The 21552-nt window shown below is 61.5% G+C and carries 20 protein-coding genes, 1 tRNA gene and 1 pseudogene; 10 read left to right on the forward strand and 12 right to left on the reverse strand.

The window, feature by feature from the left end; all coding sequences use genetic code 11:
- Window positions 1-2: 2 nt before the first annotated feature.
- The 4 genes from P0M12_RS28290 to P0M12_RS28305 form a co-directional block, all read right to left on the reverse strand.
- Window positions 3-764 (reverse strand): amino acid ABC transporter ATP-binding protein, encoded by a 762-nt coding sequence (locus P0M12_RS28290; RefSeq protein WP_019748634.1) that lies wholly within the window; start codon window positions 762-764, stop codon window positions 3-5.
- The gene (locus P0M12_RS28295; protein WP_019748635.1) at window positions 761-1717 is read right to left on the reverse strand and encodes an amino acid ABC transporter permease; all 957 of its coding nucleotides are present in this window, start codon (window positions 1715-1717) and stop codon (window positions 761-763) included. Before P0M12_RS28295 ends, P0M12_RS28290 begins: the two co-directional genes overlap by 4 nt.
- The gene (locus P0M12_RS28300) at window positions 1717-2589 is read right to left on the reverse strand and encodes an ABC transporter substrate-binding protein (RefSeq protein ID WP_024487476.1); all 873 of its coding nucleotides are present in this window, start codon (window positions 2587-2589) and stop codon (window positions 1717-1719) included. The genes P0M12_RS28295 and P0M12_RS28300 overlap by 1 nt, the downstream gene beginning before the upstream one ends.
- Before the next feature lie 206 nt (window positions 2590-2795).
- A complete protein-coding gene (locus tag P0M12_RS28305) occupies window positions 2796-3893 on the reverse strand; it encodes an isocitrate/isopropylmalate dehydrogenase family protein (protein WP_039972997.1) in 1098 nt (365 codons plus the stop codon).
- Here P0M12_RS28305 and P0M12_RS28310 point away from each other — a divergent pair.
- Window positions 3859-4434, forward strand: coding sequence for a 2'-5' RNA ligase family protein (locus P0M12_RS28310; RefSeq protein ID WP_277377166.1), 576 nt, complete (start codon window positions 3859-3861; stop codon window positions 4432-4434). The two genes, P0M12_RS28305 and P0M12_RS28310, sit on opposite strands and share 35 nt — an antisense overlap.
- Here the strand turns inward: P0M12_RS28310 and P0M12_RS28315 are convergent.
- Complete coding sequence (locus tag P0M12_RS28315) at window positions 4379-5308, reverse strand: DMT family transporter (protein WP_228401018.1); 930 nt, start codon at window positions 5306-5308, stop codon at window positions 4379-4381. The genes P0M12_RS28310 and P0M12_RS28315 overlap by 56 nt on opposite strands.
- A 213-nt stretch (window positions 5309-5521) precedes the next feature.
- Between P0M12_RS28315 and P0M12_RS28320 the strand changes: the two genes are divergently transcribed.
- Window positions 5522-6517: a helix-turn-helix domain-containing protein gene (locus P0M12_RS28320; protein ID WP_003944097.1), complete on the forward strand. Its 996-nt coding sequence runs from the start codon at window positions 5522-5524 to the stop codon at window positions 6515-6517.
- Window positions 6518-6591: 74 nt separating this feature from the next.
- A complete protein-coding gene (gene trxA / locus P0M12_RS28325) occupies window positions 6592-6963 on the forward strand; it encodes a thioredoxin (RefSeq protein ID WP_277377167.1) in 372 nt (123 codons plus the stop codon).
- A gap of 58 nt (window positions 6964-7021) precedes the next feature.
- On the opposite strand, the gene polA is transcribed toward trxA, so the two are convergent.
- Window positions 7022-9769, reverse strand: a complete 2748-nt coding sequence (polA, locus tag P0M12_RS28330; protein WP_007728727.1) for a DNA polymerase I — start codon at window positions 9767-9769, stop codon at window positions 7022-7024.
- Window positions 9770-10071: 302 nt separating this feature from the next.
- Here polA and P0M12_RS28335 point away from each other — a divergent pair, with 302 nt between their 5' ends.
- From P0M12_RS28335 to P0M12_RS28350, 4 genes are read left to right on the forward strand one after another with little or no spacing between them, the layout of a single operon-like run.
- Window positions 10072-11382, forward strand: a complete 1311-nt coding sequence (locus tag P0M12_RS28335; protein ID WP_231917464.1) for a branched-chain amino acid ABC transporter permease — start codon at window positions 10072-10074, stop codon at window positions 11380-11382.
- A gap of 5 nt (window positions 11383-11387) precedes the next feature.
- Window positions 11388-12377, forward strand: coding sequence for a branched-chain amino acid ABC transporter permease (locus tag P0M12_RS28340; protein ID WP_065352944.1), 990 nt, complete (start codon window positions 11388-11390; stop codon window positions 12375-12377).
- The gene (locus tag P0M12_RS28345) at window positions 12370-13398 is read left to right on the forward strand and encodes an ABC transporter ATP-binding protein (RefSeq protein ID WP_277377168.1); all 1029 of its coding nucleotides are present in this window, start codon (window positions 12370-12372) and stop codon (window positions 13396-13398) included. Before P0M12_RS28340 ends, P0M12_RS28345 begins: the two co-directional genes overlap by 8 nt.
- Window positions 13395-14201, forward strand: a complete 807-nt coding sequence (locus tag P0M12_RS28350) for an ABC transporter ATP-binding protein (protein ID WP_007728720.1) — start codon at window positions 13395-13397, stop codon at window positions 14199-14201. Before P0M12_RS28345 ends, P0M12_RS28350 begins: the two co-directional genes overlap by 4 nt.
- A 71-nt stretch (window positions 14202-14272) precedes the next feature.
- On the opposite strand, the gene P0M12_RS28355 is transcribed toward P0M12_RS28350, so the two are convergent.
- A complete protein-coding gene (locus P0M12_RS28355; RefSeq protein ID WP_003944031.1) occupies window positions 14273-15604 on the reverse strand; it encodes an ABC transporter substrate-binding protein in 1332 nt (443 codons plus the stop codon).
- Window positions 15605-15812: 208 nt separating this feature from the next.
- On the reverse strand, window positions 15813-16430 hold the full coding sequence (locus P0M12_RS28360; RefSeq protein WP_003944029.1) for an ANTAR domain-containing response regulator: 618 nt from the start codon (window positions 16428-16430) through the stop codon (window positions 15813-15815).
- 107 nt (window positions 16431-16537) lie between these two features.
- Between P0M12_RS28360 and P0M12_RS28365 the strand changes: the two genes are divergently transcribed.
- A tRNA-Leu gene (locus P0M12_RS28365) sits at window positions 16538-16614 on the forward strand.
- A 75-nt stretch (window positions 16615-16689) separates the two neighbouring features.
- Window positions 16690-17322: a hypothetical protein gene (locus P0M12_RS28370; protein ID WP_007728715.1), complete on the forward strand. Its 633-nt coding sequence runs from the start codon at window positions 16690-16692 to the stop codon at window positions 17320-17322.
- Window positions 17323-17433: 111 nt separating this feature from the next.
- Here P0M12_RS28370 and P0M12_RS28375 read toward each other — a convergent pair whose 3' ends face one another.
- Both P0M12_RS28375 and P0M12_RS30435 read right to left on the reverse strand, forming a co-directional pair.
- Entirely contained in the window at window positions 17434-18012 is a 579-nt protein-coding gene (locus P0M12_RS28375; RefSeq protein WP_277377169.1) for a hypothetical protein, read from the reverse strand.
- Window positions 18013-18043: 31 nt separating this feature from the next.
- A pseudogene (locus P0M12_RS30435) lies at window positions 18044-18673 on the reverse strand (tetrahydrofolate dehydrogenase/cyclohydrolase catalytic domain-containing protein); the annotation flags it as partial.
- A gap of 11 nt (window positions 18674-18684) precedes the next feature.
- Between P0M12_RS30435 and P0M12_RS28385 the strand changes: the two are divergent.
- Window positions 18685-19188 carry an SRPBCC domain-containing protein gene (locus P0M12_RS28385; protein ID WP_030536752.1) on the forward strand — a complete coding sequence of 168 codons (504 nt, stop codon included), beginning with the start codon at window positions 18685-18687 and terminating at the stop codon, window positions 19186-19188.
- 33 nt (window positions 19189-19221) lie between these two features.
- Here P0M12_RS28385 and P0M12_RS28390 read toward each other — a convergent pair whose 3' ends face one another.
- Both P0M12_RS28390 and pyk read right to left on the reverse strand, forming a co-directional pair.
- A complete protein-coding gene (locus P0M12_RS28390; RefSeq protein WP_003944096.1) occupies window positions 19222-20103 on the reverse strand; it encodes an acyl-CoA thioesterase II in 882 nt (293 codons plus the stop codon).
- Complete coding sequence (gene pyk, locus P0M12_RS28395) at window positions 20104-21522, reverse strand: pyruvate kinase (protein WP_003944038.1); 1419 nt, start codon at window positions 21520-21522, stop codon at window positions 20104-20106.
- Between the last annotated feature and the right edge of the window lie 30 nt (window positions 21523-21552).

The raw sequence follows: 21552 nt of genomic DNA on the forward strand, positions 1-21552 counted from the left end.
GGCTACAGCAGCTTCGACAGGAAAGCCTTGGTCCGGTCGTGCTGAGGATTGGCCAGGAGTTCCCGCGGCTCGCCTGCCTCGACCACAACTCCCCCGTCCATGAAGACCAACTGGTCGGCGACCTCGCGGGCGAAACCCATCTCGTGGGTGACGACCACCATCGTCATGCCTTCTTTGGCCAACTGCTTCATCACGGTGAGAACTTCACCGACCAGTTCGGGGTCGAGCGCGGACGTCGGCTCGTCGAACAGCATGAGCTTCGGGTCCATCGCGAGAGCGCGGGCGATGGCAACTCTTTGCTGCTGACCACCCGACAACTGGGCCGGGTAGGCGTTGGCTTTGGCGCTCAACCCGACCTGATCGAGGAGGTCCTTCGCTCGTTCGACAGCCTTCTTCTTACTGACGCGCTTCACCTGCGTCGGCGCTTCGATGATGTTCTCGAGAGCGGTGCGGTGCGGGAACAGATTGAAGTGCTGAAACACCATCCCGATGTCGCGGCGTTGTTTGGCCGCTGCTCGCGGGTGAAGTTCGTACAGTTTTCCGTTCTTCTCCGAGTAGCCCACCAGGTCGCCGTCGACGTACAGTCGGCCGGCGTTGACCTGCTCGAGGTGATTGATGCAGCGCAAGAACGTCGACTTGCCTGATCCGGACGGACCGACGAGACACAGGACCTGACCGGGGTCGATTTCGAGCGAAATCCCTTTCAGCACCTCCAATGCGCCGAAGTTCTTACAAACTCGGTCTGCTTTCACCATGGGTGTCATTTGCGTTCTCCTCCGGGGGTATCCGGAAGCGTTTCCACTACCGTAGCTTTTCCTTGCGCGTCGGCCAGTGCCTGAAGTTGGCGTGTGGTCAGTGCTCGGGTTGCGCCCTTCGAATAGTGACGCTCGACGTAGTACTGCCCGATCATGAGCAGACTCGTGATTGCGAGGTACCACGTCGCCGCCACCATCAACAGGGGAATCGGCTCGAAGTTGGCGCCCGAGATATCGCGCGCTCGACCGTACAACTCGAAGCTGTAAGGGACCGCCGTCACGAGCGAGGTGGTCTTGAGCATGCTGATGACCTCGTTACCGGTCGGCGGAATGATGACGCGCATCGCCTGCGGTAGAACGGTTCGTCGCATCGTCTGACTCCACGTCATACCCAATGCAACAGATGCTTCGGTCTGGCCCTCGTTGACCGAACTCACGCCGGCGCGGACGATCTCGGCCATGTAGGCGGCCTCGTTCAATGCCAAACCGATCACGGCAAACAGAAACGCTGCCTGCAAGTCCTGGAGATTGATGTGCGCAAACTGATGTACGAAGGGAATACCGAGATCGATGCTCTTGTAAATCGACGGGAACAGGCCCCAGAAGACCAACTGCACGTAGACAGGTGTTCCTCGAAAGATCCACAGATAGCCCCAAGCCGCGGCGCGAAGCACCGGGTTGGGAGAGAGTCGCATGACTGCCAGAATCACACCGAGGACGATCGCGATCACCATTGCCAGCACCGTCAGCTGGATCGTTGTCCACGCACCAGCGGAGATGCGTTTGTCGAACAGATACTGACCGTAAGTCCCCCATGCAAAGGCTTCGTTGGTCGCCGCGCCGTAAACGAACAGTCCGAAGAGGACCACGACGACGACCGCGGCAATCCAACGACCAGGTCTGCGTAGTGGAATCGCCTTGATCGGCACCGGATCGCCGGTCTCAGTTGTTGTCATGTTCATCAGCTTTCCGCGCCGTTGATCTTGGATACTTCGATGACGCCGGCCTCGACACTCCAGGTCTGCGCGATCTGTTGATAGACACCGTTGTCGATCAGGTACTGCATTGCCTGCTGCAGGGCGGGACCGAGGGCGGAGCCCTTCACGATCGGCCAGCCGTAAGGCGCCGAATCGAAGGGTTCTCCCGCAGCTTCCATCCGGCCCTTGCTCCGTTTGATCGCATAGCCGGTCACTGGTGAATCAGCGGACAGCGCGTCGACTCGACCGAGAATGAGCGCGTTGGCCGCGTCGTCCTGGCTGTCGTACTTGATCTTGTCGATCGGGGGTTTGCCCTCGGCCACGCAGGCCTCGCTCTTGGCAGGCACCTCGTCGATGTCCTCGGTGGTCGTGGTCTGCACCGCCACCCGAAGCCCGCACGCATTGTTCGGATCGACTGGCTTGTCCGGCCGCTGGGCCCACTGGATACCCGCGCTGTAGTACGTGACGAAGTCGACCGTCTTCTCGCGCTCCTTGGAGTCGGTGAACGAAGACATGCCGAGGTCGTAGCTTCCCGACTGAATAGCGGGGATGATCTTGTCGAAGTCGGCTTGGTTGAAGACAGCTTCGACCCCGAGCACGGCGGCAACGGCATTCATCAGGTCGACGTCGAAACCGACGATGTTGCCGTCCGCGTCCTTGAATTCGTTTGGCGCGTAAGGAATGTTGACCCCGACCTGCAGTTTGCCCGAATCCGTGACCTTGGACGGCAGAAGTGCGGCGATCTCGGGCACCTTCTGGACATCAAGTGGCGGCCCTTCCGGAACGAGACCCTCGTTGTTGGTGACACATCCGCCGCACAATGCGACGATCAAGCCCACCAACAGGACTCGCACCACGTTGGCGCGGATACGCCCGCCACTGCTCGAGCCATAACTCACGCCACGTGGCCTTGGTGCCCGTGCGTTTTCATCGACCACGACTCTGCTCTCCACTCGTCGATCGCCGCACTTGCAACGTCCATCCGAAATTCAGTCGAACGGTAGGTTACGGCAGGAGTTCCACCGTCGCCGACTTCGCAAGATTCCGGCCTGTCGTACAAGAATCAGCGACGCAGAGTGTGTGCGTACACGACTTCGGAAAATTCGCTGGTCGATGCCAAACCGCCGAGGTCGGCGGTCGCGATGCCCGACGCGATGGTCGTGCGAACCGCGTCTGAAATGCGGCGTGCTGCCGCAGACAACAACCGATCGCCACGCGCATCACCGAGCCAGTCGAGCATCATTGCACTCGAGAGGAACAGTGCCGTCGGGTTAGCCCGATTCTTCCCGGCGATGTCGGGTGCTGCACCGTGCGCAGCCTGAGCCATGACCTGCGTCTCGGAAGCGTTGATCGACGGCGCGGTTCCGAGTGAACCGGACAGCTCGCCCGCCAGATCCGACAAAATGTCGCCGAACATGTTTTCGGTCACCACGACATCGAAGTCGCCGCCGCGTCGAACCAGGTGCGCCGCCATCGCGTCGACGTGCTCGTCGTCGACGACTACGTGTGGGTACTCCGCAGCGACGGTTCGGCAGGCGTCACGGAACAGGCCGGTGGTCAGTGTGAGGACGTTGGCTTTGTGGACGATCGTGACGTGATTGCGCCGTCGCGACGCCAACGCGAAGGCAGTGCGTGCGATCCGTTCACACGCAGCGCGGGTGAACACACCGACGGCCAGCGCGATGTCGGGCGTCGGCATGAACTCGCCGCTGCCGACTGCCATGTTCCGATCCGCGTACAACCCCTCGGTGTTCTCGCGGACGATCACCAGATCCATGTCGGGGACCATTGCCTTGACACCGGGGAACGCCGCTGCCGGCCGAATGTTCGCGAACAGCTCGAACTTCTTCCGGATGACGCCGCCGGGTGTGAGTTGTCCGCGAAACCTCTCCGGATAGGACGCACTGTCGTGGGGTCCGAGAATCCAACCCTGCAGCTGCCCCAACCCATCGATGGTCTCGTCGGGAATCGGCGTGCCGTGGCTGTCGATGGCCGTACTCCCGAGCGGAAGCTCGACCCACTCGACGGGCGGAGCATGAACCGCTGACAACGCCGCATCCACGATCTGCCGTGTCGCCGGGACGATTTCGTGGCCGATTCCGTCGCCGTGCATGAGCCCCAGCCGCATGGCCGAAGTACCGATTGCGCTCGCACCTGTCATCAGGCAATCATTGCTCACCATGGTCCAGTCGGTGGAATTGCTCCTCGATCCAGTGAGTGAGTCGGCAGTGCGAGCACAATGGCAGCTACTCGCCGACGCCGGTTTACCGAGTCAGGCCTCTCATCACAGCCCGTCCAACCGTCCGCACATCACGCTGTTCGTCGCCCGTGAGATCCCCGCGGAGATCGACGAACTGTTGAAGCGGCGCTTCTCGGCCCTGGACTTCGAGGTCCGACTCGGTGGCTACGTCGTGTTCGGCGGCAAGCAGATGGTCTTGGCGCGCTCGGTCATTCCTTCGCGCGCACTCCTTCACCTGCACCGAGAAATAGCCGAGGCAACCGTTGGTTCGACGGCGCTTCCCGCCCACGTCGAGCCCGGCGCGTGGACGCCTCATGTAACGCTCGCCCGACGCGTCGAACCTGCACGTCTGGGTGAAGCCATCGCCCTGCTGGGCACCAACGTGATTCAAGGGCGCTGCGGCGCGATCAGGCGCTGGGACGGCGAACAGAAGACGGAATGGTTACTGACGCCGCCGCTGTGACAGAGCGGGTTGCACGTCGGGTCACCAGGATTCCCGCGATCACCGCGAGTGCACCAACCGGCTGATTCCAGCCAACGCTTTCGTTCAAGACTATTGCGCCGAGAGCGACGCCCACCACTGGACTGAGATAAGTGACGGTGGACGCCGCAGTCGGCCCCCACCCCTGAACGACATTGGTGTTCCAGATGAATGCGAGCCCGGTCCCCAGTGCGCCCAGAGCGATCATCGACAGGACAATTGCCGGCGTCAGGTGCATCGGTGTATTCGCGATGACCGGTGAGGCCAGAACCATCACGAAAGCTCCGATACTGATCTGTAATAGCGCGACTGTGCGGGTGTCGACGCCGAGAGGAAGCATGAAACGTCTGAGGTAGACAAACGAAATCCCGTACGACGCAGTCGCTCCCAGGCAAGCGACCTGAGAACTGACACTTCCGCCGACGCCGAGATTCCACGGCGCCAATACGATCAGCACCCCACCGAATCCGAGAAGCAACCCCAGCGATTTGTATCGCGTCAGCGTCTCCCCCGGCAGAAAGGCAAGGGAGACAGCCATAGTCATCAGTGGTGTGGTGGCGTTGTAGATGCTCGCGAGTCCCGAGGACATGTTTTGCTCCGCCCAACTGAACAGCAGCCACGGCACGATGCATTGTGTCGCTGCGAGAAAAGCCATGTGTTTCCAGACGCGAAAGTCCCTCGGTAGGCCGATCCGGCTGACCGCTGACACGAGAACCAGCGCGAGCGCACCGAAGACCAAGCGCCACAGAACTACCTGCGTGAAGGACAGACCTTCGAGCCCGATCTTCATGAAGAGGAAACTAGCTCCCCACACCACCGCAGCTGCGGTGTATTGAAAGGCAAGACTTGCCCTCAAAGGGTGAAGTCTCCGTGCGGACTGACGTCGTGACGAGTGTCGGGCGTTCGGCCGGCAAGAGCTAGTACGTTCAGGACCAGTAGGACCAAGACGCTGACGAAGATGATTGCCATGTGTCCAGCCTGACGGAATGTCCCACGTGGCAGTAGTGGCAGAAAAGCCAGACTTGGACGATTTTCTGCCACTTTCCTGTTTTTCTGTCACACTCGAAAGATGCTCGCGAAAGTGGTGGTCCCACTGATGCCGATGACCGAGGCGTTCGAACTCGGCGTGGCATGTGAAGTCTTCGGCTTCGACCGATCCGACGACGGCCTCCCCACGTACGACTTCTCTCTGATCGCCGCAGTTCCGGGTCCGATCCGAACGCGGTTCGGGTACAACATCGATGTTCCGTACAACCTCGATTCTCTCGACGACGCCGATCTCATCGTCGTGTCCGCCGGCGGAACCTACGACGCCGGCGACGCGTACATGTGCTCACCGAGTCCCGACTCGAGTGTCGATCCCCTGTTGGTCAAACTCAACGAGGCCGTAGCCCGGGGCGCCAAGGTGGCGAGTCTGTGCACCGGAGCGTTTGTCCTCGGGGCGGCTGGACTACTGGACGGAAGGCGATGCACGACGCATTGGCGGCATGCAGAGAGGCTTGCCCAGACGTATCCGGAAGCCAAGGTCGATCCGGACGTGTTGTACGTGGACGAAGATCCGGTGTTCACCAGCGCAGGCACCGCGGCAGGAATTGACCTGTGCCTGCACATCGTCCGAAAAGAACAGGGTTCTCGCGTTGCCAATGGCATCGCGAGAAGGATGGTGGTGCCGCCCCATCGTGACGGTGGGCAAGCCCAGTACGTTGCCACTCCCCTCGCCTCGACGCCGAGTGCAACCCTTGCCCCGCTCCTCGACTGGATGACGGAGAACCTCGCCCTCGACCTCACTGTGGGCATGGTCGCAGCCCGCGCGAACATGTCCGCGCGCACGTTCGCGCGCCGTTTCCAAGCGGAAACGGGAACAACCCCTGCCCGCTGGCTCAGCGATCAGCGAGTACTGGCCGCCCAACATCTCCTCGAGAATTCCGACCTCTCCGTCGACGTCATCGCAGAACGCGTCGGATTCGGCGGCGGTGCCGTGCTTCGCCAGCACTTCATTCGTCTGCGTTGCACCACGCCGCAGGCCTACCGCCGGACGTTTCGGGCGACCGAGAACGCAAGCTGAAATCGGCTCAGGGAAGAATCAGCGGTTCCGGGGCGTTGCACACACCAACAGCCCGCACAATGGAAAGGACCCCTGTGGCCACCCAGACACTCACCCAGCAGAACTTCGACGAAACGATCAACGGCAGCGACGTCGTCCTCGTGGACTTCTGGGCCTCCTGGTGCGGCCCGTGCCGCCAGTTCGCACCGACGTTCGAAGCCTCTTCGGAGAAGCATACCGACGTCGTTCACGCCAAGGTCGACACCGAGGCCGAGCAGGGAATCGCAGCGGCCGCCAACATCCGCTCCATCCCCACGATCATGGCCTTCCGCGAAGGCGTACTCGTGTTCAACCAGGCCGGCGCGCTTCCCGCCGCTCAGCTCGAAGAGCTCGTCACTCAGCTCAAGGCACTCGACATGGACGAGGTCCGCAAGCAGATCGCAGAGCAGACCGCATCTGCTGAATAGCGTGAAATGGCTGGGCCGGAATCGAAGTCGATTCCGGCCCAGCCTTTTTCGTTGTTGCCTAGTGAGCCGCGCTGTCCCAGCTTCGACCGGTTCCCACCGAAACATCCAGAGGTACCGACAGCTCGATGGCTGTGGCCATCTTGTCCTTGACCAGCGCGGTGACCTCCTCCAACTCGGAGGCAACCACTTCGAGCACCAATTCGTCGTGCACCTGCAACAGCATGCGTGACTTCAATCCGGCGTCGGCGAGAGCCTTCTGCACGTTGATCATCGCGACCTTGATGATGTCGGCCGCAGTGCCCTGGATCGGCGCATTGAGGGCAGCACGTTCGGCAACCTCACGACGCTGACGGTTGTCGCTGTTGAGGTCCGGCAGGTAGCGACGACGACCGTAGAGCGTCGAGGTGTAGCCGTCCTTACGTGCCTGCTCGACCACCGCGTGGAGGTAATCCCGCACGCCGCCGAAACGAGCGAAGTACGCATCCATCTGCTGCTTCGCTTCTTCGGTCGAAATCTTCAGCTGCGACGCCAATCCGTAGGCACTGAGCCCGTAGGCCAGACCGTACGACATCGCCTTGACCCGGCGCCGCAGTTCTGGAGTCACCTCTTCGATCGGTACACCGAATGCGCGCGAGCCGACAAAGCTGTGCAGGTCCTCACCGGTGTTGAATGCCTCGATCAGCCCCTCGTCGCCTGACACGTGCGCCATGATGCGCATTTCGATCTGGCTGTAGTCGGCAGTGAGCAGAACGTCGAACCCCTGCCCGACTACGAATCCGTCGCGAATCTCGCGCCCCGCGTCGTTTCGCACCGGGATGTTCTGCAAGTTCGGATCGGTCGACGACAGGCGTCCGGTCGCGGCAACCGTCTGATTGAACGTCGTGTGAATGCGTCCGTCTTCGGCTACGGCCTTGAGAAGACCGTCGACGGTCACCTTCATACGCGTCGCATCACGGTGCGCGAGAAGGTGTTCGAGGAACGGGTGTCCTGTCTTGTCGAACAGACCCTGCAACGCCTCGGCGTCGGTGGTGTAGCCCGTCTTCGTCTTCTTCGTCTTGGGCATGTCGAGTTCTTCGAACAAGACCACCTGCAGCTGCTTCGGCGAACCCAGGTTGATCTGCTTGTCGATCACCTCGTAGGCCGAGTTTGCGGCGTCGGCGACCTGGGAGGCGAAACGGCTCTGAAGATCGTGCAGATGCGCGCTGTCGACGGCGATGCCGGTGGCCTCGATCTGAGCGAGCTCGATCGTCAACGGCAGTTCCATGTCGGAGAGGAGCGACTTGGATTCGATCGACTCCAACTCGGTGTCCAGTGCAGCCGCCAAGTCGAGAACGGCCTGAGCGCTGAGCATCGCGGTCTCGGCCGCTTCGGCATCGAGCTGTTCGGTGTCGTCGAGCAGTGAAAGCTGTTCCTGGCCGGATGTTTCGGCGCGCAGTTCACGCTTGAGGTAGCGGAGCGAGAGGTCGTCGAGATTGAAGCTGCGCTGGCCCGGCCGGACGAGGTACGCGGCCAGAGCAGTGTCGCTGGTCAGTCCCCCGAGCGTCCAACCACGCCCACGCAGAGCATGGATCGCCCACTTGGCTTCGTGCAGCGCCTTCGGCTGCGATGCGTCGGCGAGCCAATCACCGAGAGCTGCTTCGTCTTCCGGTGTTGCCGTCGACGCCGCGATGTATGCACATTCACCGTCGGAGGCCGCGATCGCGAGTGCAGTGACGTCGCCGGCGAACGGAGTTCTGGTTCCGAGCACCGTCACGCCGTGACGCTCACCGGTTCGTGCGTGGGCGTCGAGCCACGCGGCAACCGCACCCGGGGCGAGTGCGTCGCCGCTGACCTCGAACCCTTCCTCTGCTTCGGGCTCGGACGACGACAGGGTCGCGAACAGTCGATCGCGGAGAACCTTGAACTCGAGATCGTCGAACAACGCATGAATCTTCTCGCGGTCCCACGGGGCCAACACCAACTGCTCGGGCGTGTACGGCAAGGGAACGTCGCGAACCATTTCGGTGAGCTGACGATTGAGCAGGACGTTCGCGAGGTTCTCCCGCAGTGAGTCGCCCACCTTGCCGCGGACCTTGTCCACGTTGTCTACCAGTCCCTGCAGGTCGCCGTACTCACGGATCCACTTGGTGGCGGTCTTCTCGCCGACGCCGGGGATGCCGGGGAGGTTGTCACTCGGGTCGCCGCGCAGTGCAGCAAAATCGGGATACTGCGCCGGGCTGAGGCTGTACTTCTCCTCTACGGCCGTCGGCGTGAATCGGGTGAGCTCCGAGACGCCCTTCTTCGGGTAGAGCACAGTGACGTTGTCGGTCACCAGTTGCAGCGAGTCACGGTCACCGGTCACGACGAGAACCCGGTATCCGAGTGCCTCCGCCTGCGTGGTCAAGGTGGCGATCACGTCGTCGGCCTCGAAACCTTCCTCGGCCATGACCGGGATGCCCAGCGCGCCGAGAACGTCCTTGGTGATGTCGATCTGGCCCTTGAATTCGTCCGGAGCCTTCGCGCGCTGCGCCTTGTATTCGGGGAACAGGTCGGCGCGAAACGTCTGACGCGACACGTCGAAGGCCGCGGCCAGGTGGGTGGGCTGCTCGTCACGAAGAAGGTTGATCAACATCGACGTGAAGCCGTACACCGCGTTGGTGGCCTGCCCACTGTGTGTCTTGAAGTTCTCTGCAGGCAGCGCGTAGAAGGCGCGAAACGCCAACGAATGCCCGTCGAGAAGCATCAAGAGAGGGCGATCGTCCGCCTTGCCGGTGGTGCCGGCTGGAGCGGTGGACGTGCTGGACCGAGTTGTGGTTGCGGGGCTCACGGTTCATCAGTCTAGGGATCGCGACCGACATCGACGCCTTCGCCGTTGTTTACGCAGGAACAGACACAAGAATCGGACAATTGATGCAGCCTTCGGCCTTCGATACGGAACCGAAACATCCCGGAAATCTCAGAACCCCATCTGAAGCGAACGGAGCCGTTAGAGTCCGGAAATCGCAGCAGCGAAACAATCCCTCTGCTGCGCGGCACTTTGTCCAGACGCGCTATTCCCGACCCGCTCGGAGGACGTACGTGGCCCCACCCGTAGTGAAACGGCAGACCCTCGCGACACTCAGCCGACTACTGGCCTTTGCATTACTGACGTTCTTCGCATTACTCAGCCTGGCCGGAACTGCTTCGGCTCAGGAACCGACCACTTCCCCTACACCGCCGACCCCGACAGCATCCGCAACACCGACAGCACCGGTTCCCGACAACGCTGTCCCCGTCAGCGGCAATCTCAACAACGGCGGCACACGCCTCGAGGGCGTCACCGTCCGTGCGCTCGATTCTTCCGGCACGGAAGTCGCCACCGGAGAATCGGCATCGAACGGCCGTTGGGAACTGGCCGTGGCACCGGGCACCTACACCTTCGAGATCGTTGCCGACACACTTCCCGACGGGGTCAGTGTGCAAGCCGCTGTCGAACGCGAGGTGGTGGCCGGCCGCGCGAACACCGTGATCTTCTCGTTCGGCGAGGTACGTACCGCCTCGAATGTCAGCTTCGGCGAGAAGCTGATCCGCACGACGGTCGACGGTCTGCGGTTCGGCCTCGTGATCGCGATCGCCGGTGTGGGTTTGAGCCTGATCTACGGCACCACCGGCCTGACCAACTTCGCTCACGGCGAGATGGTGACGTTGGGAGCCGTTGCTGCCTGGGTGATCAACACGTCCTTCGGCGTTCCGCTGATTCCCGCCACGATCCTCGCGATCTTCGTCGGCATCGGCATCGGCCTGCTGACCAACGGAATCGTCTGGAAACCACTGCGTAAGCGCAAGACCGGGTTGATCGCGCAATTGGTGGTCTCGATCGGTCTCGCGATTTCATTGCGCTACTTGATCCTGATCTTCTTCTCCGACCGCGCCGAACCGTTCGACGACTACCAGGGCCAGGTCGAGAAGAACTGGGGCCCGATCGCACTGACCGACGCCAACGCGATAGTCATGATCGTCAGTCTGGTCGTCCTGGTCGGCGTCGCACTGCTTCTGCAGAAGACTCGCATCGGAAAGGCCATGCGTGCCGTCTCCGACAATCGTGACCTCGCCGCTTCGTCCGGTATCAACGTCGAGCGGGTGATCATGTTCGTCTGGGGTCTCGGCGGCGGATTGGCCGCCCTCGGCGGTGTGCTGTTCGGTATCTCCGAGCTCGGCGGACGCGTCCAGTGGGAAATGGGCTTCAAACTGTTGCTGCTCATGTTCGCCGGAATCACCCTCGGTGGTCTGGGAACCGCGTACGGGGCGCTACTCGGCTGCGTCATCGTGGGACTTCTGGTCCAACTCTCGACGCTCATCATCAACCCAGACCTCAAATACATCGGCGGACTTCTCGTCTTGATCGTGATCCTCGTGGTTCGCCCCCAGGGCATCCTCGGATCCAAACAAAGGATCGGGTGACGAACATGGACATCATGGGAGCTTTCCAGGTTTCCTTCGCCCAGCTGATCGGGCCGTCGGCAATCTTCTACGCACTGTTGGCAATCGGGTTGAACCTGCACTTCGGCTACGCCGGACTGCTCAATTTCGGTCAGATCGGTTTTGCCCTTCTCGGCGGCTACGGCGTCGGCATCATGACCGTGACCTACGACCAGCCGCTCTGGCTCGGCATCCTCGTCGGACTCACCGCAGCCGGCCTTCTCGCGCTCGTGCTCGGTATTCCGACGCTGCGTCTGCGCGCCGACTATCTCGCCATCGTCACCATCGCGGCCTCGGAGATCTTGCGTCTGATCTTCCGCTCGACCGCGTCGGATTCGGTGACCGGTTCCACCAACGGCCTCTTCGGTTTCGCAGATCCGTTCACCGCACTGAGCCCGTTCGACTCGGCCAAGCAATACTCGTTTATCGGCGTGAAGTTCTACGGAGACGATCTCTGGTCGATGGTCGTCGGGTGGACCCTGGTCTTGATCTTGTGCGGATTTGTCTACCTGTTGACGCACAGCCCGTGGGGGCGCGTCCTCAAGGCGGTACGCGAAGACGAGGACGCAGCGCGATCGTTGGGCAAGAACGTGTTCGTGTACAAGATGCAGGCGCTGGTTCTCGGCGGCGTGATCGGTGGTCTGGCCGGGGTGTTCAACGCTTTGCAGACCAAGTCCATCAACCCGGACTTCTACTCGACCGCGCAGACGTTCTTCGCGTTCGGCGCACTGATTCTGGGCGGGGCGGCAACGGTATTCGGCCCGGTGGTCGGCGCAATGTTGTTCTGGTTCCTCCTCGCCATCCCTGATGCCTTGCTGCGTCAGGCGATCTCCGGCGAGAATCCGCTGCTCTCGCTGTCCGAACAACAGGTCGGAGCCACCAGGTATGTCCTGCTCGGATTGATGATTGCTCTCCTGATGGTCTTCAGACCGCAGGGAATACTGGGTAACAAGCGGGAGGTGCAACTCAATGCTTGACCCCGATACCAGAGCACAGATCTTTGCCGACGTTCCTCACCTTCCCGGATCGGCGAAACCCGACCCGGTGTTGGTCGCTGACAACGTCTCGCGGACGTTCGGCGGTCTCAAGGCCGTCGACGTCGATCACCTCGAGATTCAACGAGGGTGCATCACGGGTCTGATCGGTCCAAACGGTGCCGGAAAAACGACGCTCTTCAACCTCCTTACCGGATTCGACCGGCCGGACACCGGTACGTGGTCGATGGACGGTCAATCGCTGGGCCGCATGTATCCCCACCAGGTAGCCAGGAAAGGAGTGGTACGGACGTTCCAGTTGACCAAGGCGCTCTCCAAACTCACCGTGCTGGACAACGTACGTCTCGGTGCCACCGGCCAACGTGGTGAACGCATTTTTGCATCTCTCGTCCCGTGGATCTGGAAAGGCCAGGAACGCGAGATCACCGAACGCGCCAACGAACTCCTCGCACGATTCAAACTCGACACCAAGGCCGACGACCTCGCCGGTTCACTCTCCGGTGGGCAGCGCAAACTGCTCGAAATGGCTCGCGCACTCATGACTTCGCCCTCGGTGGTGATGCTGGACGAACCGATGGCGGGGGTCAATCCTGCTCTGACGCAAAGCCTGCTCGGACACATCAAGTCATTGCGCGACGACGGAATGACAGTGGTGTTCGTCGAGCACGACATGGACGTGATCCGAGACATCAGCGATTGGGTGGTGGTCATGGCGCAGGGCAGCGTCATCGCCGAATCCACCCCGGACGAACTCTCGTCCAACGCAGCCGTCGTCGACGCATATCTGGGCAGCCACCATGACCAGGCTCTCGAGTTCGACGACAACGGAAATCCGGTGGGCGAGACGGCCGTTCTGGCCGCCGCCCTGGCTGAAGCCGAGGTCGAAACCCTCGAGTCGGGCGGGGACCTGTCGGAACCCGACGTCGACAACCTTCCGGCCGATCTCGCCGCGACGCTGGAATCGAGTCCCGAGGAACCGCGCGGAAGGCACGAGAAGCCATGAGCGAGAACCACGCACGTTCACTCACGCCTGCAGAGTTCGCCGCGACGGCCGAGGAGCATCAGCGACTGTCGGCAGGTGCCCTGCTCCGCGCCGACAGCCTCGTCGCGGGCTACATTCCCGGCGTCAACATCCTGCGTGAATGCAACTTCTTCCTGAAGGAAGGGGAAATCGTCGGGATCATCGGACCGAACGGCGCAGGCAAATCGACACTCCTGAAATCACTGTTCGGACTGATACCGGTACGCGAAGGGTCGGTCACCCTACGCGAGGACAACATCACGTCTGCGCCCGCTCACGTCCTCGTTCAGAAGGGAGTCGGGTACGTCCCTCAAACGCAGAACGTCTTTCAGACTCTGACCATCGAAGAAAACCTCGAAATGGGCATTTATCTGCGTCCCAAGGCATTCGCGGAACGATTCGCCTTCGTGAGTGAACTGTTCCCCCTTCTGAGTGAACGACGAAAGGTGAAGGCCGGCGCACTCTCCGGCGGCGAACGCCAGATGGTCGCGATGGGCCGGGCCCTGATGATGGATCCGTCGGTGCTGCTGCTCGACGAACCGTCCGCGGGCCTGTCCCCCATGTTCCAGGACGAGGTGTTCATCCGCTGCAAGAAGATCAATGCTGCGGGTGTCTCGGTCATCATGGTCGAGCAGAACGCGCGCCGCTGCCTTCAGATCTGCGACCGCGGTTACGTACTCGATCAGGGTAAGAACGCGTACACCGACACCGGCGCCAATCTGATGAACGACCCCAAGGTGATCGAGTTGTACTTGGGAACGCTCGCTGGAAGCAAAGAGAAGTAGGACAGACACGAGAATGGGCCAGGGTCGCGAGACCCTGGCCCATTCTCGTTGGCTGCTTACCTGCCCACGACTTACTTGCCCACCACCACGAATCCTTCTGTGGTCAGGGTGTTCTCAGGGCCGAACTTGAGCTTTCCGTACGAACCGATGGACGGCTCCCCCGAATCGTTGAAGTCCAACTCACCGGTGATGCCGTCGTAGTCGATGTCGGTTCCCGCCTTCACCAACGGCAGGCACTCGACGTAGGACGTGCACTTGGTGCCGCCTTCGGTGACGCTGTTGATGTTGGCCGCGATGTCGGTACCGGCCGTCGACTTCGCCTGCTCGGCAGCGAGCGCTGAGATCACCACCGCGTCGTATGACTCTCCGGCGTAGTTGAAGTCGATCAGAGAGGGGTTCACAGCCTTCAGACGATCCTGGAAGGCAGCTCCGACGTCCGTCAGGGGCGTCGTTCCCTGCATGGTGTCGAGCAACGGCTTCGCCACGGATTCGCCGAGAGCGTTACCCATGTTGCCGTCGACGCCGTACATCGCCATTCCGTCCGACGGGCCGATGCCCACTTCGTGCATGCGCGTGATGATCTTCGCCGACTCTTCGAAGCCCACCAGTGCCACTGCATCCGGATTGAAGTTCTTGACTTGATCGACTTCGGAGTTGAACGACTGCGCGTTCGGGTCGTAGATGATCTTCTCGATCTGATCGGAGGGGACACCCGAATCGATCAGATTCTTTTCGATGTTGTCCGCCAGACCCGTCCCGTACGGGTCGTTGAGGGCCATGATCGCTACGCGCTGACCACCGTCGTCCGAAATGAGCTGTGCGACGGCCTGAGCCTGCAGTACGTCCGTCGGAGCGGTGCGGAAGTACATGCCCTTGTCTGGGTAGCAGACGAATTGGTCCGAGGTGTTGGCAGGCGAGAACATCACGACGCCTGCGCTGGCGATCTTGTCGATCACCTTGAGCGAGACCGAAGACGACGCGGCGCCGACGATGACCTGAGTGCCTGCAGCCAATTCGCGGTCGACGGTGGTATTGGCGGTGTCCGTTGTGGTGTCACCCGAATCGCCGGGAATCAGCTGGACCGGTTGGCCGAGAACGCCTCCGGCTGCATTGACGTCGTTGACTCCCAGCTGGGTGCCCGCGACCATCGGCGGCCCGAGGAACGACAAGCTGCCTGTATCGGGAAGAAGCGTGCCGATGCGCAGCGCTTCCGTGGACGGGGTGGCGCCGGCCTTGGCCTGCTCCGGGGTGCAATCAGTCGTGACGGATGTCGTCGCGGCAGAAGCGCCGGACGTAGAGCCACTCGAAGACGAGTCATCCGACTTGTCCGAGCTACAGCCTGCAAGTGCCAGTGATGCCGCGCCGAGAACTGCAGCAGTACGCACAAGTGTTCGTCTAGCCATCCCACGCTCCTAAGATCAGCCGGTGCTCGCGCCACCCGAACTGGCGCTCGCTGTGGGATCAGACGCTAGACCTTGGAACCGTTTCGCGATCCTTCAAGAAAGCCCTGTGACCTGACTGTTATCTGAAGGTGCACAGTGTTTACACGGCTGTAGCGCTGCGCGACGTTTCGACGGTCGACGCAGCAACCGGGTAACCCGGACACTTTGCTCAAGCGTCCGGTTCACCGCCCAGAGTTTCCAGTACGACCTGTGCGACCGCCTTCATCGTGGAGCGCCGATCCATCGCGGCGCGCTGAATCCACTTGAACGCCTCAGGTTCGGTGAGCGCTTGGCGAACCATCAGAACACTCTTGGCTCGCTCGATCAGCTTGCGTGCTTCGAGCCGGTCCGAAAGATCAGCGACCTCACGCTCGAGCGCCGTCACCTCGCGGAAACGACTGACCGCCAATTCGACAGCGGGAACGAGGTCACTGATCGAGAACGGCTTGACCAAGTAAGCCATGGCGCCGGCATCGCGTGCGCGCTCGACCAACTCGCGCTGACTGAACGCTGTGAGAATGACAACAGGAGCGATGCGTTTGGCGGCAATCTCCGAAGCGGCGTCGATGCCGTCTCTCCTGGGCATTTTCACGTCCATGATGACCAGATCAGGCTTGAGCGACTCGGCCAACTCCACCGCGACCTGCCCGTCACCCGCCTCACCGACGACGTCGTAGCCCTCTTCGCGGAGCATCTCGACCAGATCCATGCGGATCAACGCCTCGTCTTCAGCGACGACAACACGACGGGGTGCGAGCTGATTGCCTTGCGGCTGCGGCGAATTCATGGCCACCATCCTCCTCCATCGAACCGCCCCGACACGAGACGCGAACGATTAGAGGGTACCGGTGTTTGACATTGAAATCGCATCTTCTAATGTAGTCATCGCAACAAGCCCTCGTATCCCAATTGGCAGAGGAAACGGATTCAAAACCCGTCCAGTGTGAGTTCGAGTCTCACCGAGGGCACCACCTGCCGCAGCTGGCCGCACCGCAAGGTTTCGGCATTCGGCTGTACCCCAGATCGACCGCCGTTAGATTCGATCCATGAACGGTCACCGGCTGATTGCTCTGCTCGGAGCCATATCGATTCTCGCGCTGCTCACCGGGTGTCAAACAGACGGCCAATCCAATACTGCCGGCGAATCCAGCACTGCCGGCGAATCTTCCACCCAGGCCGCGCTCGATGCTGCAACACAGACCGGCACCCTTCAGGTCGGCTCTCCCCCTGTCGATGCCCCATCCACCGAGATCTCCATGCCTCCCCCGTTCCCGAACGACACGGAGGTCCCTTCACCGACTCCGCGCGTCGACGTGACCGAGATCGACGTGATCGATCACGATGGTTTCACCCGCATCACCTATCGCTTCGACGGAAGCGGATCTGTGTTCTGGAAAACCGAATACGTCAGTGAAGCAATCCGAGCGGGTGACAGCACAGTCGTGGACGTCGGAAGTCGATCGATACTTCAAGTCGACCTGATGGGAGTCCAATCGGATTCGTCGCTCAACTCCGTATCTCACGAGGGCGAAAACATCACGCGCATAGACAGTGCAGCCAGGAACAGTGCGATCCTGCAGTCGTTTGTCGGCACGGTCGACATCCGTCCGGCATACACCGTATCGACATCCGATTCACCGTCCCAGTTGACGATCGACATCCCCAAGGCAGACAGCTGACTGTCGAATACCCAATTGCGCGCTCAGCTCAGCCATTCCAGCGCAGCGGTGCTCGACGCGGTAATTCGGTTATCGCGGGGCGGATGAATACTCCGTCTCGAAACCGAGGTCTCACAATCGATCCGAGGCGATTGCGGGGTCCGGTTCAACACGACTGTCATGATTCTCACTGCATGCCCGAACGTCCGCTGCTCGAACTGCTGCTGCCAGTGTTTGTTCCAGCAGGACTGCCACCGTCATGGGGCCGACGCCACCCGGCACTGGTGTGATCGCACCGGCATGTGGGAGCGCAGCGGCGTACTCCACATCTCCGACGTTGCCCTCGTTGTACCCCGCATCGATCACCACTGCCCCAGGCTTGATCCACGCCCCTTTGATCAGTTCCGGAACACCGACGGCCGCGATGACGACGTCTGCCGAGGCGACGTGGGCGGCCAGGTCGACGGTGCGCGAATGGCAGTATGTCACCGTTGCGCCTCGACGCAGGAGGAGCATTCCCATCGGCAATCCGAGTATCGGGCTTCGGCCGACCACGACAGCATGCTTTCCGGAGAGTTCGACGCCTGTGGCGTCGAGCAGGCGCAGGATGCCACTCGGCGTACACGATTCGAATCCCCCACCGGTCAACGCCATTGCCGCAAAAGATGGCCGAAGTGACGCCGTCAACGTCTTTGTCGGCCGAGATGGCATCGAACGCGGCCCGTTCGTCGATGTGGTCTGGCACCGGGTGTTGCAGCAGTATGCCGTCGATCGAAGGGTCCGCCGACAACGCTCTCAGCACGCCGACCAGTTCTTCGGTGGTTGTACTCACCGGGAGTTCGACCGTCCGCGACGTCATTCCGACGGCGACAGATCGTTTGGCCTTCATCTGTACATACGCCTTCGAGGCCGGGTCCGCTCCCACGATGACGGCGGCCAGGCAAGGAACGTGCCCCGCCTCATCACGAAACTGCCTGGTGCGCACTGACAGGTCCGCGAGCGCAGCATCGGCAATTGCGCGTCCGTCGATTATTCGAGCGGGCGCGGTCTGGGTCGACAGATTCTTGGTAGAGACGTTTTCGGTAGGCCGATTCTCGGTAGACATGGATCCCCCTTCACACAAGATGTGTGAAGCACCCAGGCGGTCGATGCCTCGCGATGTGCACTCTCCGGTGGTAATTCCCACCCGCGCCAGTCGTGCGTGGTCAGCGTACCGCGCGTTTGTCTCACTGCCACGAAACGCATCCGGAACGCCGCTCTCAAAACGAGACAAATCGACATAACCTATCAATAGGTAACGATCTGACCTGCAGTTATTCCATCCTAAGCAATTAGATGGCACGATGGGGGCAACCGCACGGGCACCAAGCATTGGAGGCACCGATGGACAACGGCAAGATAAACCTGACCTATGACGGTCGGGTGTCACTGAGCTTCCAACTGGCAATTCCGCACGCACCGGACAAGGTCTGGAAAGTGATAACGGAACGCGAGTACCTCGACGCCTGGTTCCCGGCGGACGTCGATTTCGATCTCACTCCCGGCGCGGATCTGCTGTTCAAGGTGACCCCGGAACAAGTCGAGCGATTCGGACTGCCAGCAGATCACGTGACGCGCGGGACGGTCATCAGCGTCCACCCGCACCGAATTCTCGAATTCCTCTGGGACGCAGATACTCTGCATTGGGAACTGGCACCGGACGGCACCGGCGGTTGCTGGCTGACCCTCACCCACACGATGGAAGACGAAGAGTCCGCGTACGCCCACGCTGCCGGCTGGCACGCGGGCTTGGAAGTTGTTGCGGCCCAACTCGATGGACGCAAAGTCGACTGGTCTCCGTGGGACCGCGCCGACGAACTCTCACCGCAATATCGCAAGTCTGCTTGATTCTGGGCCCGAGTTCAGTCTCGGGCCCGCATCTCATTCCCCTTTACGCGGGAAATGCCTGATCATTCCTTCTTGGACCACCGTCGCCAACAGCAGTCCTTCCACCGAGAAGTACCGTCCGGTTGCCAGACCGCGCGAACCTGCGGCGACCGGCGATTCGGTGGCGTACAGAACCCAGTCGGTGAACCGGAACGGGCGATGGAACCAGATCGAATGATTGACCGTCGCCGCGACGATACGATCATGACCCCAGGACAAACCATGAGTGGTCAGAATCGAATCGAGCACGGTGGTGTCGGACGAATATGCCAGCGTCGCAGCGTGAATGAGCGAATCGTCCGGCAGATCACCGTCGGGGCGCATCCACACCCGATTGTGGTTGAGTTTCTCGCCGGTGCCCTTGAGGATCCACGCCGGATCGTTGGCGTACCGCATGTCGATCGGCTTGAGCGCCGCACTGAAATGCGGCAGTTTTTCCTCGTACCCCACCAGATGATCGCCGATGGGAGGCAACGACTCCGGAAGTGGAACATCCGGGATCTCGACAGCATGGTCGAGCCCCTTGCCGGAGTCCTGGAACGCCGCGAGCATCACGAACAATTCGTTCTCACCCTGATAGGCAGTCACCTGACGGTTGGCGAACGCCCGCCCGTCGCGATGACGATCCACCCGATACTCGATGGGCGCCTTGACATCTCCGCCGCGAATGAAATGGGCATTCACCGCATGGATGGGGCGATCACCGTCGACGGTCCGCCCGGCGGCCATCAGTGCCTGAGACACCAACTGACCGCCGAACGTCCGCGAACCTACCTGTTTCGGGTGGTATCCACGGAACGCGTCTTCACCGATCTGCTCCAGATCCAACAGACCGAGGAGAGTACCGAGGTCGGTGGACGCGTTCGCGTGGGTCACTCAGTGGTCCTCTTCGCCGATACGGTGGACGTGAATGAGGTTGGTGGAACCGACAGTTCCCGGAGGGGATCCGGCAACGATGACCACGAGGTCGCCCTTGACGTACCGCCCGAGGGAGAGCAACGCACTGTCCACCTGACGCACCATCTCGTCGGTGGTGGCCACCGCATCGACCAGGAACGTCTCGGTTCCCCACGTCAGCGTCAGCTGACTGCGCACCGCGGGCAGCGGTGTGAAGGCGAGCAACGGCAGCGGCGTGTGCAGACGAGCCAGTCGACGCACCGTGTCACCGGACTGAGTGAACGCAACCAAGGCCTTGGCGTCGAGACGTTCGCCGATGTCGCGTGCTGCGTACGAGATGACACCGCGCTTGGTGCGCGGGACGTGGGTCAACGGTGGGACACGGGTTGATTCGTTCTCGACGGCCTCGACGATGCGGGCCATGGTGCGAACGGTTTCCATGACGTACTTGCCCACCGAAGTCTCGCCCGAGAGCATGACTGCGTCGGCGCCGTCGAGAACGGCGTTGGCGACATCGGATGCCTCTGCGCGAGTGGGACGTGAGTTCTCGATCATCGACTCGAGCATCTGCGTCGCGACGATGACCGGCTTCGCGTTCTCACGAGCAATCTGGATTGCGCGCTTCTGAACGAGCGGGACCTGCTCGAGCGGCAACTCGACACCGAGGTCACCGCGGGCGACCATGACGGCGTCGAACGCGAGCACGATGGCTTCGAGATTGTCGATGGCCTCGGGCTTCTCGAGCTTCGCGATGACGGGAACGCGGCGCCCGACTCGATCCATGATGGCGTGAACCAATTCGACGTCCGCCGGTGAGCGAACGAAGGAGAGTGCAATGAAGTCGACGCCCAACTTGAGAGCGAACTCGAGGTCGGCGATGTCCTTGCCCGACAGGGCTGGAACGGAGACGTTCATACCGGGCAGTGAGAGGCCCTTGTTGTTGCTGACCGGACCGCCTTCGGTGACCCGACAGACGACGTCGTTGCCGTCGATGGACGTGACGACCAGGCCGACCTTGCCGTCGTCGACCAGCAGTCGATCGCCGGCCTTGGCGTCGCGCGCCAATTCCTTGTACGTGGTGCCGACGCGATCGTGCGTTCCCTCGACGTCGTCGACGGTGATTCGAACCTCTTCACCGTTGGCCCAGGTGGTCCGCTCGTCCTTGAATCGACCGAGTCGAATCTTGGGCCCCTGAAGGTCGGCGAGAACACCGACGGCCTTTCCGGTGGCGTCCGACGCGGCGCGGACGCGAATGTAGTTTTCTTCGTGATCGGCATGCTCGCCGTGGCTGAAGTTGAGGCGCGCCACGTCCATGCCGCTCTCCACGAGCTCACGGATGCGGTCGCCAGAAGCTGTCGCAGGTCCAAGTGTGCATACAATTTTTGTCCGTCGGTTCACGGCTCGAGCCTAGTCGCTACCCCACCGCAC

Source organism: Rhodococcus sp. RCBS9, assembly GCF_029457415.1.
GTDB classification, from domain to species: Bacteria; Actinomycetota; Actinomycetes; order Mycobacteriales; family Mycobacteriaceae; genus Rhodococcus_F; species Rhodococcus_F qingshengii.

What these genes read in the sequence shown, in the direction of transcription:
- P0M12_RS28290 (WP_019748634.1), bottom strand. Translation starts at nt 764, where the DNA reads ATGACACCCATGGTGAAAGCAGACCGAGTTTGTAAGAACTTCGGCGCA.
- P0M12_RS28295 (WP_019748635.1), bottom strand. Translation starts at nt 1,717, where the DNA reads ATGAACATGACAACAACTGAGACCGGCGATCCGGTGCCGATCAAGGCG.
- P0M12_RS28310 (WP_277377166.1), top strand. Translation starts at nt 3,859, where the DNA reads ATGGCCGAAGTACCGATTGCGCTCGCACCTGTCATCAGGCAATCATTG.
- P0M12_RS28305 (WP_039972997.1), bottom strand. Translation starts at nt 3,893, where the DNA reads ATGACAGGTGCGAGCGCAATCGGTACTTCGGCCATGCGGCTGGGGCTC.
- P0M12_RS28320 (WP_003944097.1), top strand. Translation starts at nt 5,522, where the DNA reads ATGCTCGCGAAAGTGGTGGTCCCACTGATGCCGATGACCGAGGCGTTC.
- P0M12_RS28340 (WP_065352944.1), top strand. Translation starts at nt 11,388, where the DNA reads ATGGACATCATGGGAGCTTTCCAGGTTTCCTTCGCCCAGCTGATCGGG.
- P0M12_RS28345 (WP_277377168.1), top strand. Translation starts at nt 12,370, where the DNA reads ATGCTTGACCCCGATACCAGAGCACAGATCTTTGCCGACGTTCCTCAC.
- P0M12_RS28350 (WP_007728720.1), top strand. Translation starts at nt 13,395, where the DNA reads ATGAGCGAGAACCACGCACGTTCACTCACGCCTGCAGAGTTCGCCGCG.
- P0M12_RS28355 (WP_003944031.1), bottom strand. Translation starts at nt 15,604, where the DNA reads ATGGCTAGACGAACACTTGTGCGTACTGCTGCAGTTCTCGGCGCGGCA.
- P0M12_RS28360 (WP_003944029.1), bottom strand. Translation starts at nt 16,430, where the DNA reads ATGAATTCGCCGCAGCCGCAAGGCAATCAGCTCGCACCCCGTCGTGTT.
- P0M12_RS28370 (WP_007728715.1), top strand. Translation starts at nt 16,690, where the DNA reads ATGAACGGTCACCGGCTGATTGCTCTGCTCGGAGCCATATCGATTCTC.
- P0M12_RS28375 (WP_277377169.1), bottom strand. Translation starts at nt 18,012, where the DNA reads ATGCCATCTCGGCCGACAAAGACGTTGACGGCGTCACTTCGGCCATCT.
- P0M12_RS28385 (WP_030536752.1), top strand. Translation starts at nt 18,685, where the DNA reads ATGGACAACGGCAAGATAAACCTGACCTATGACGGTCGGGTGTCACTG.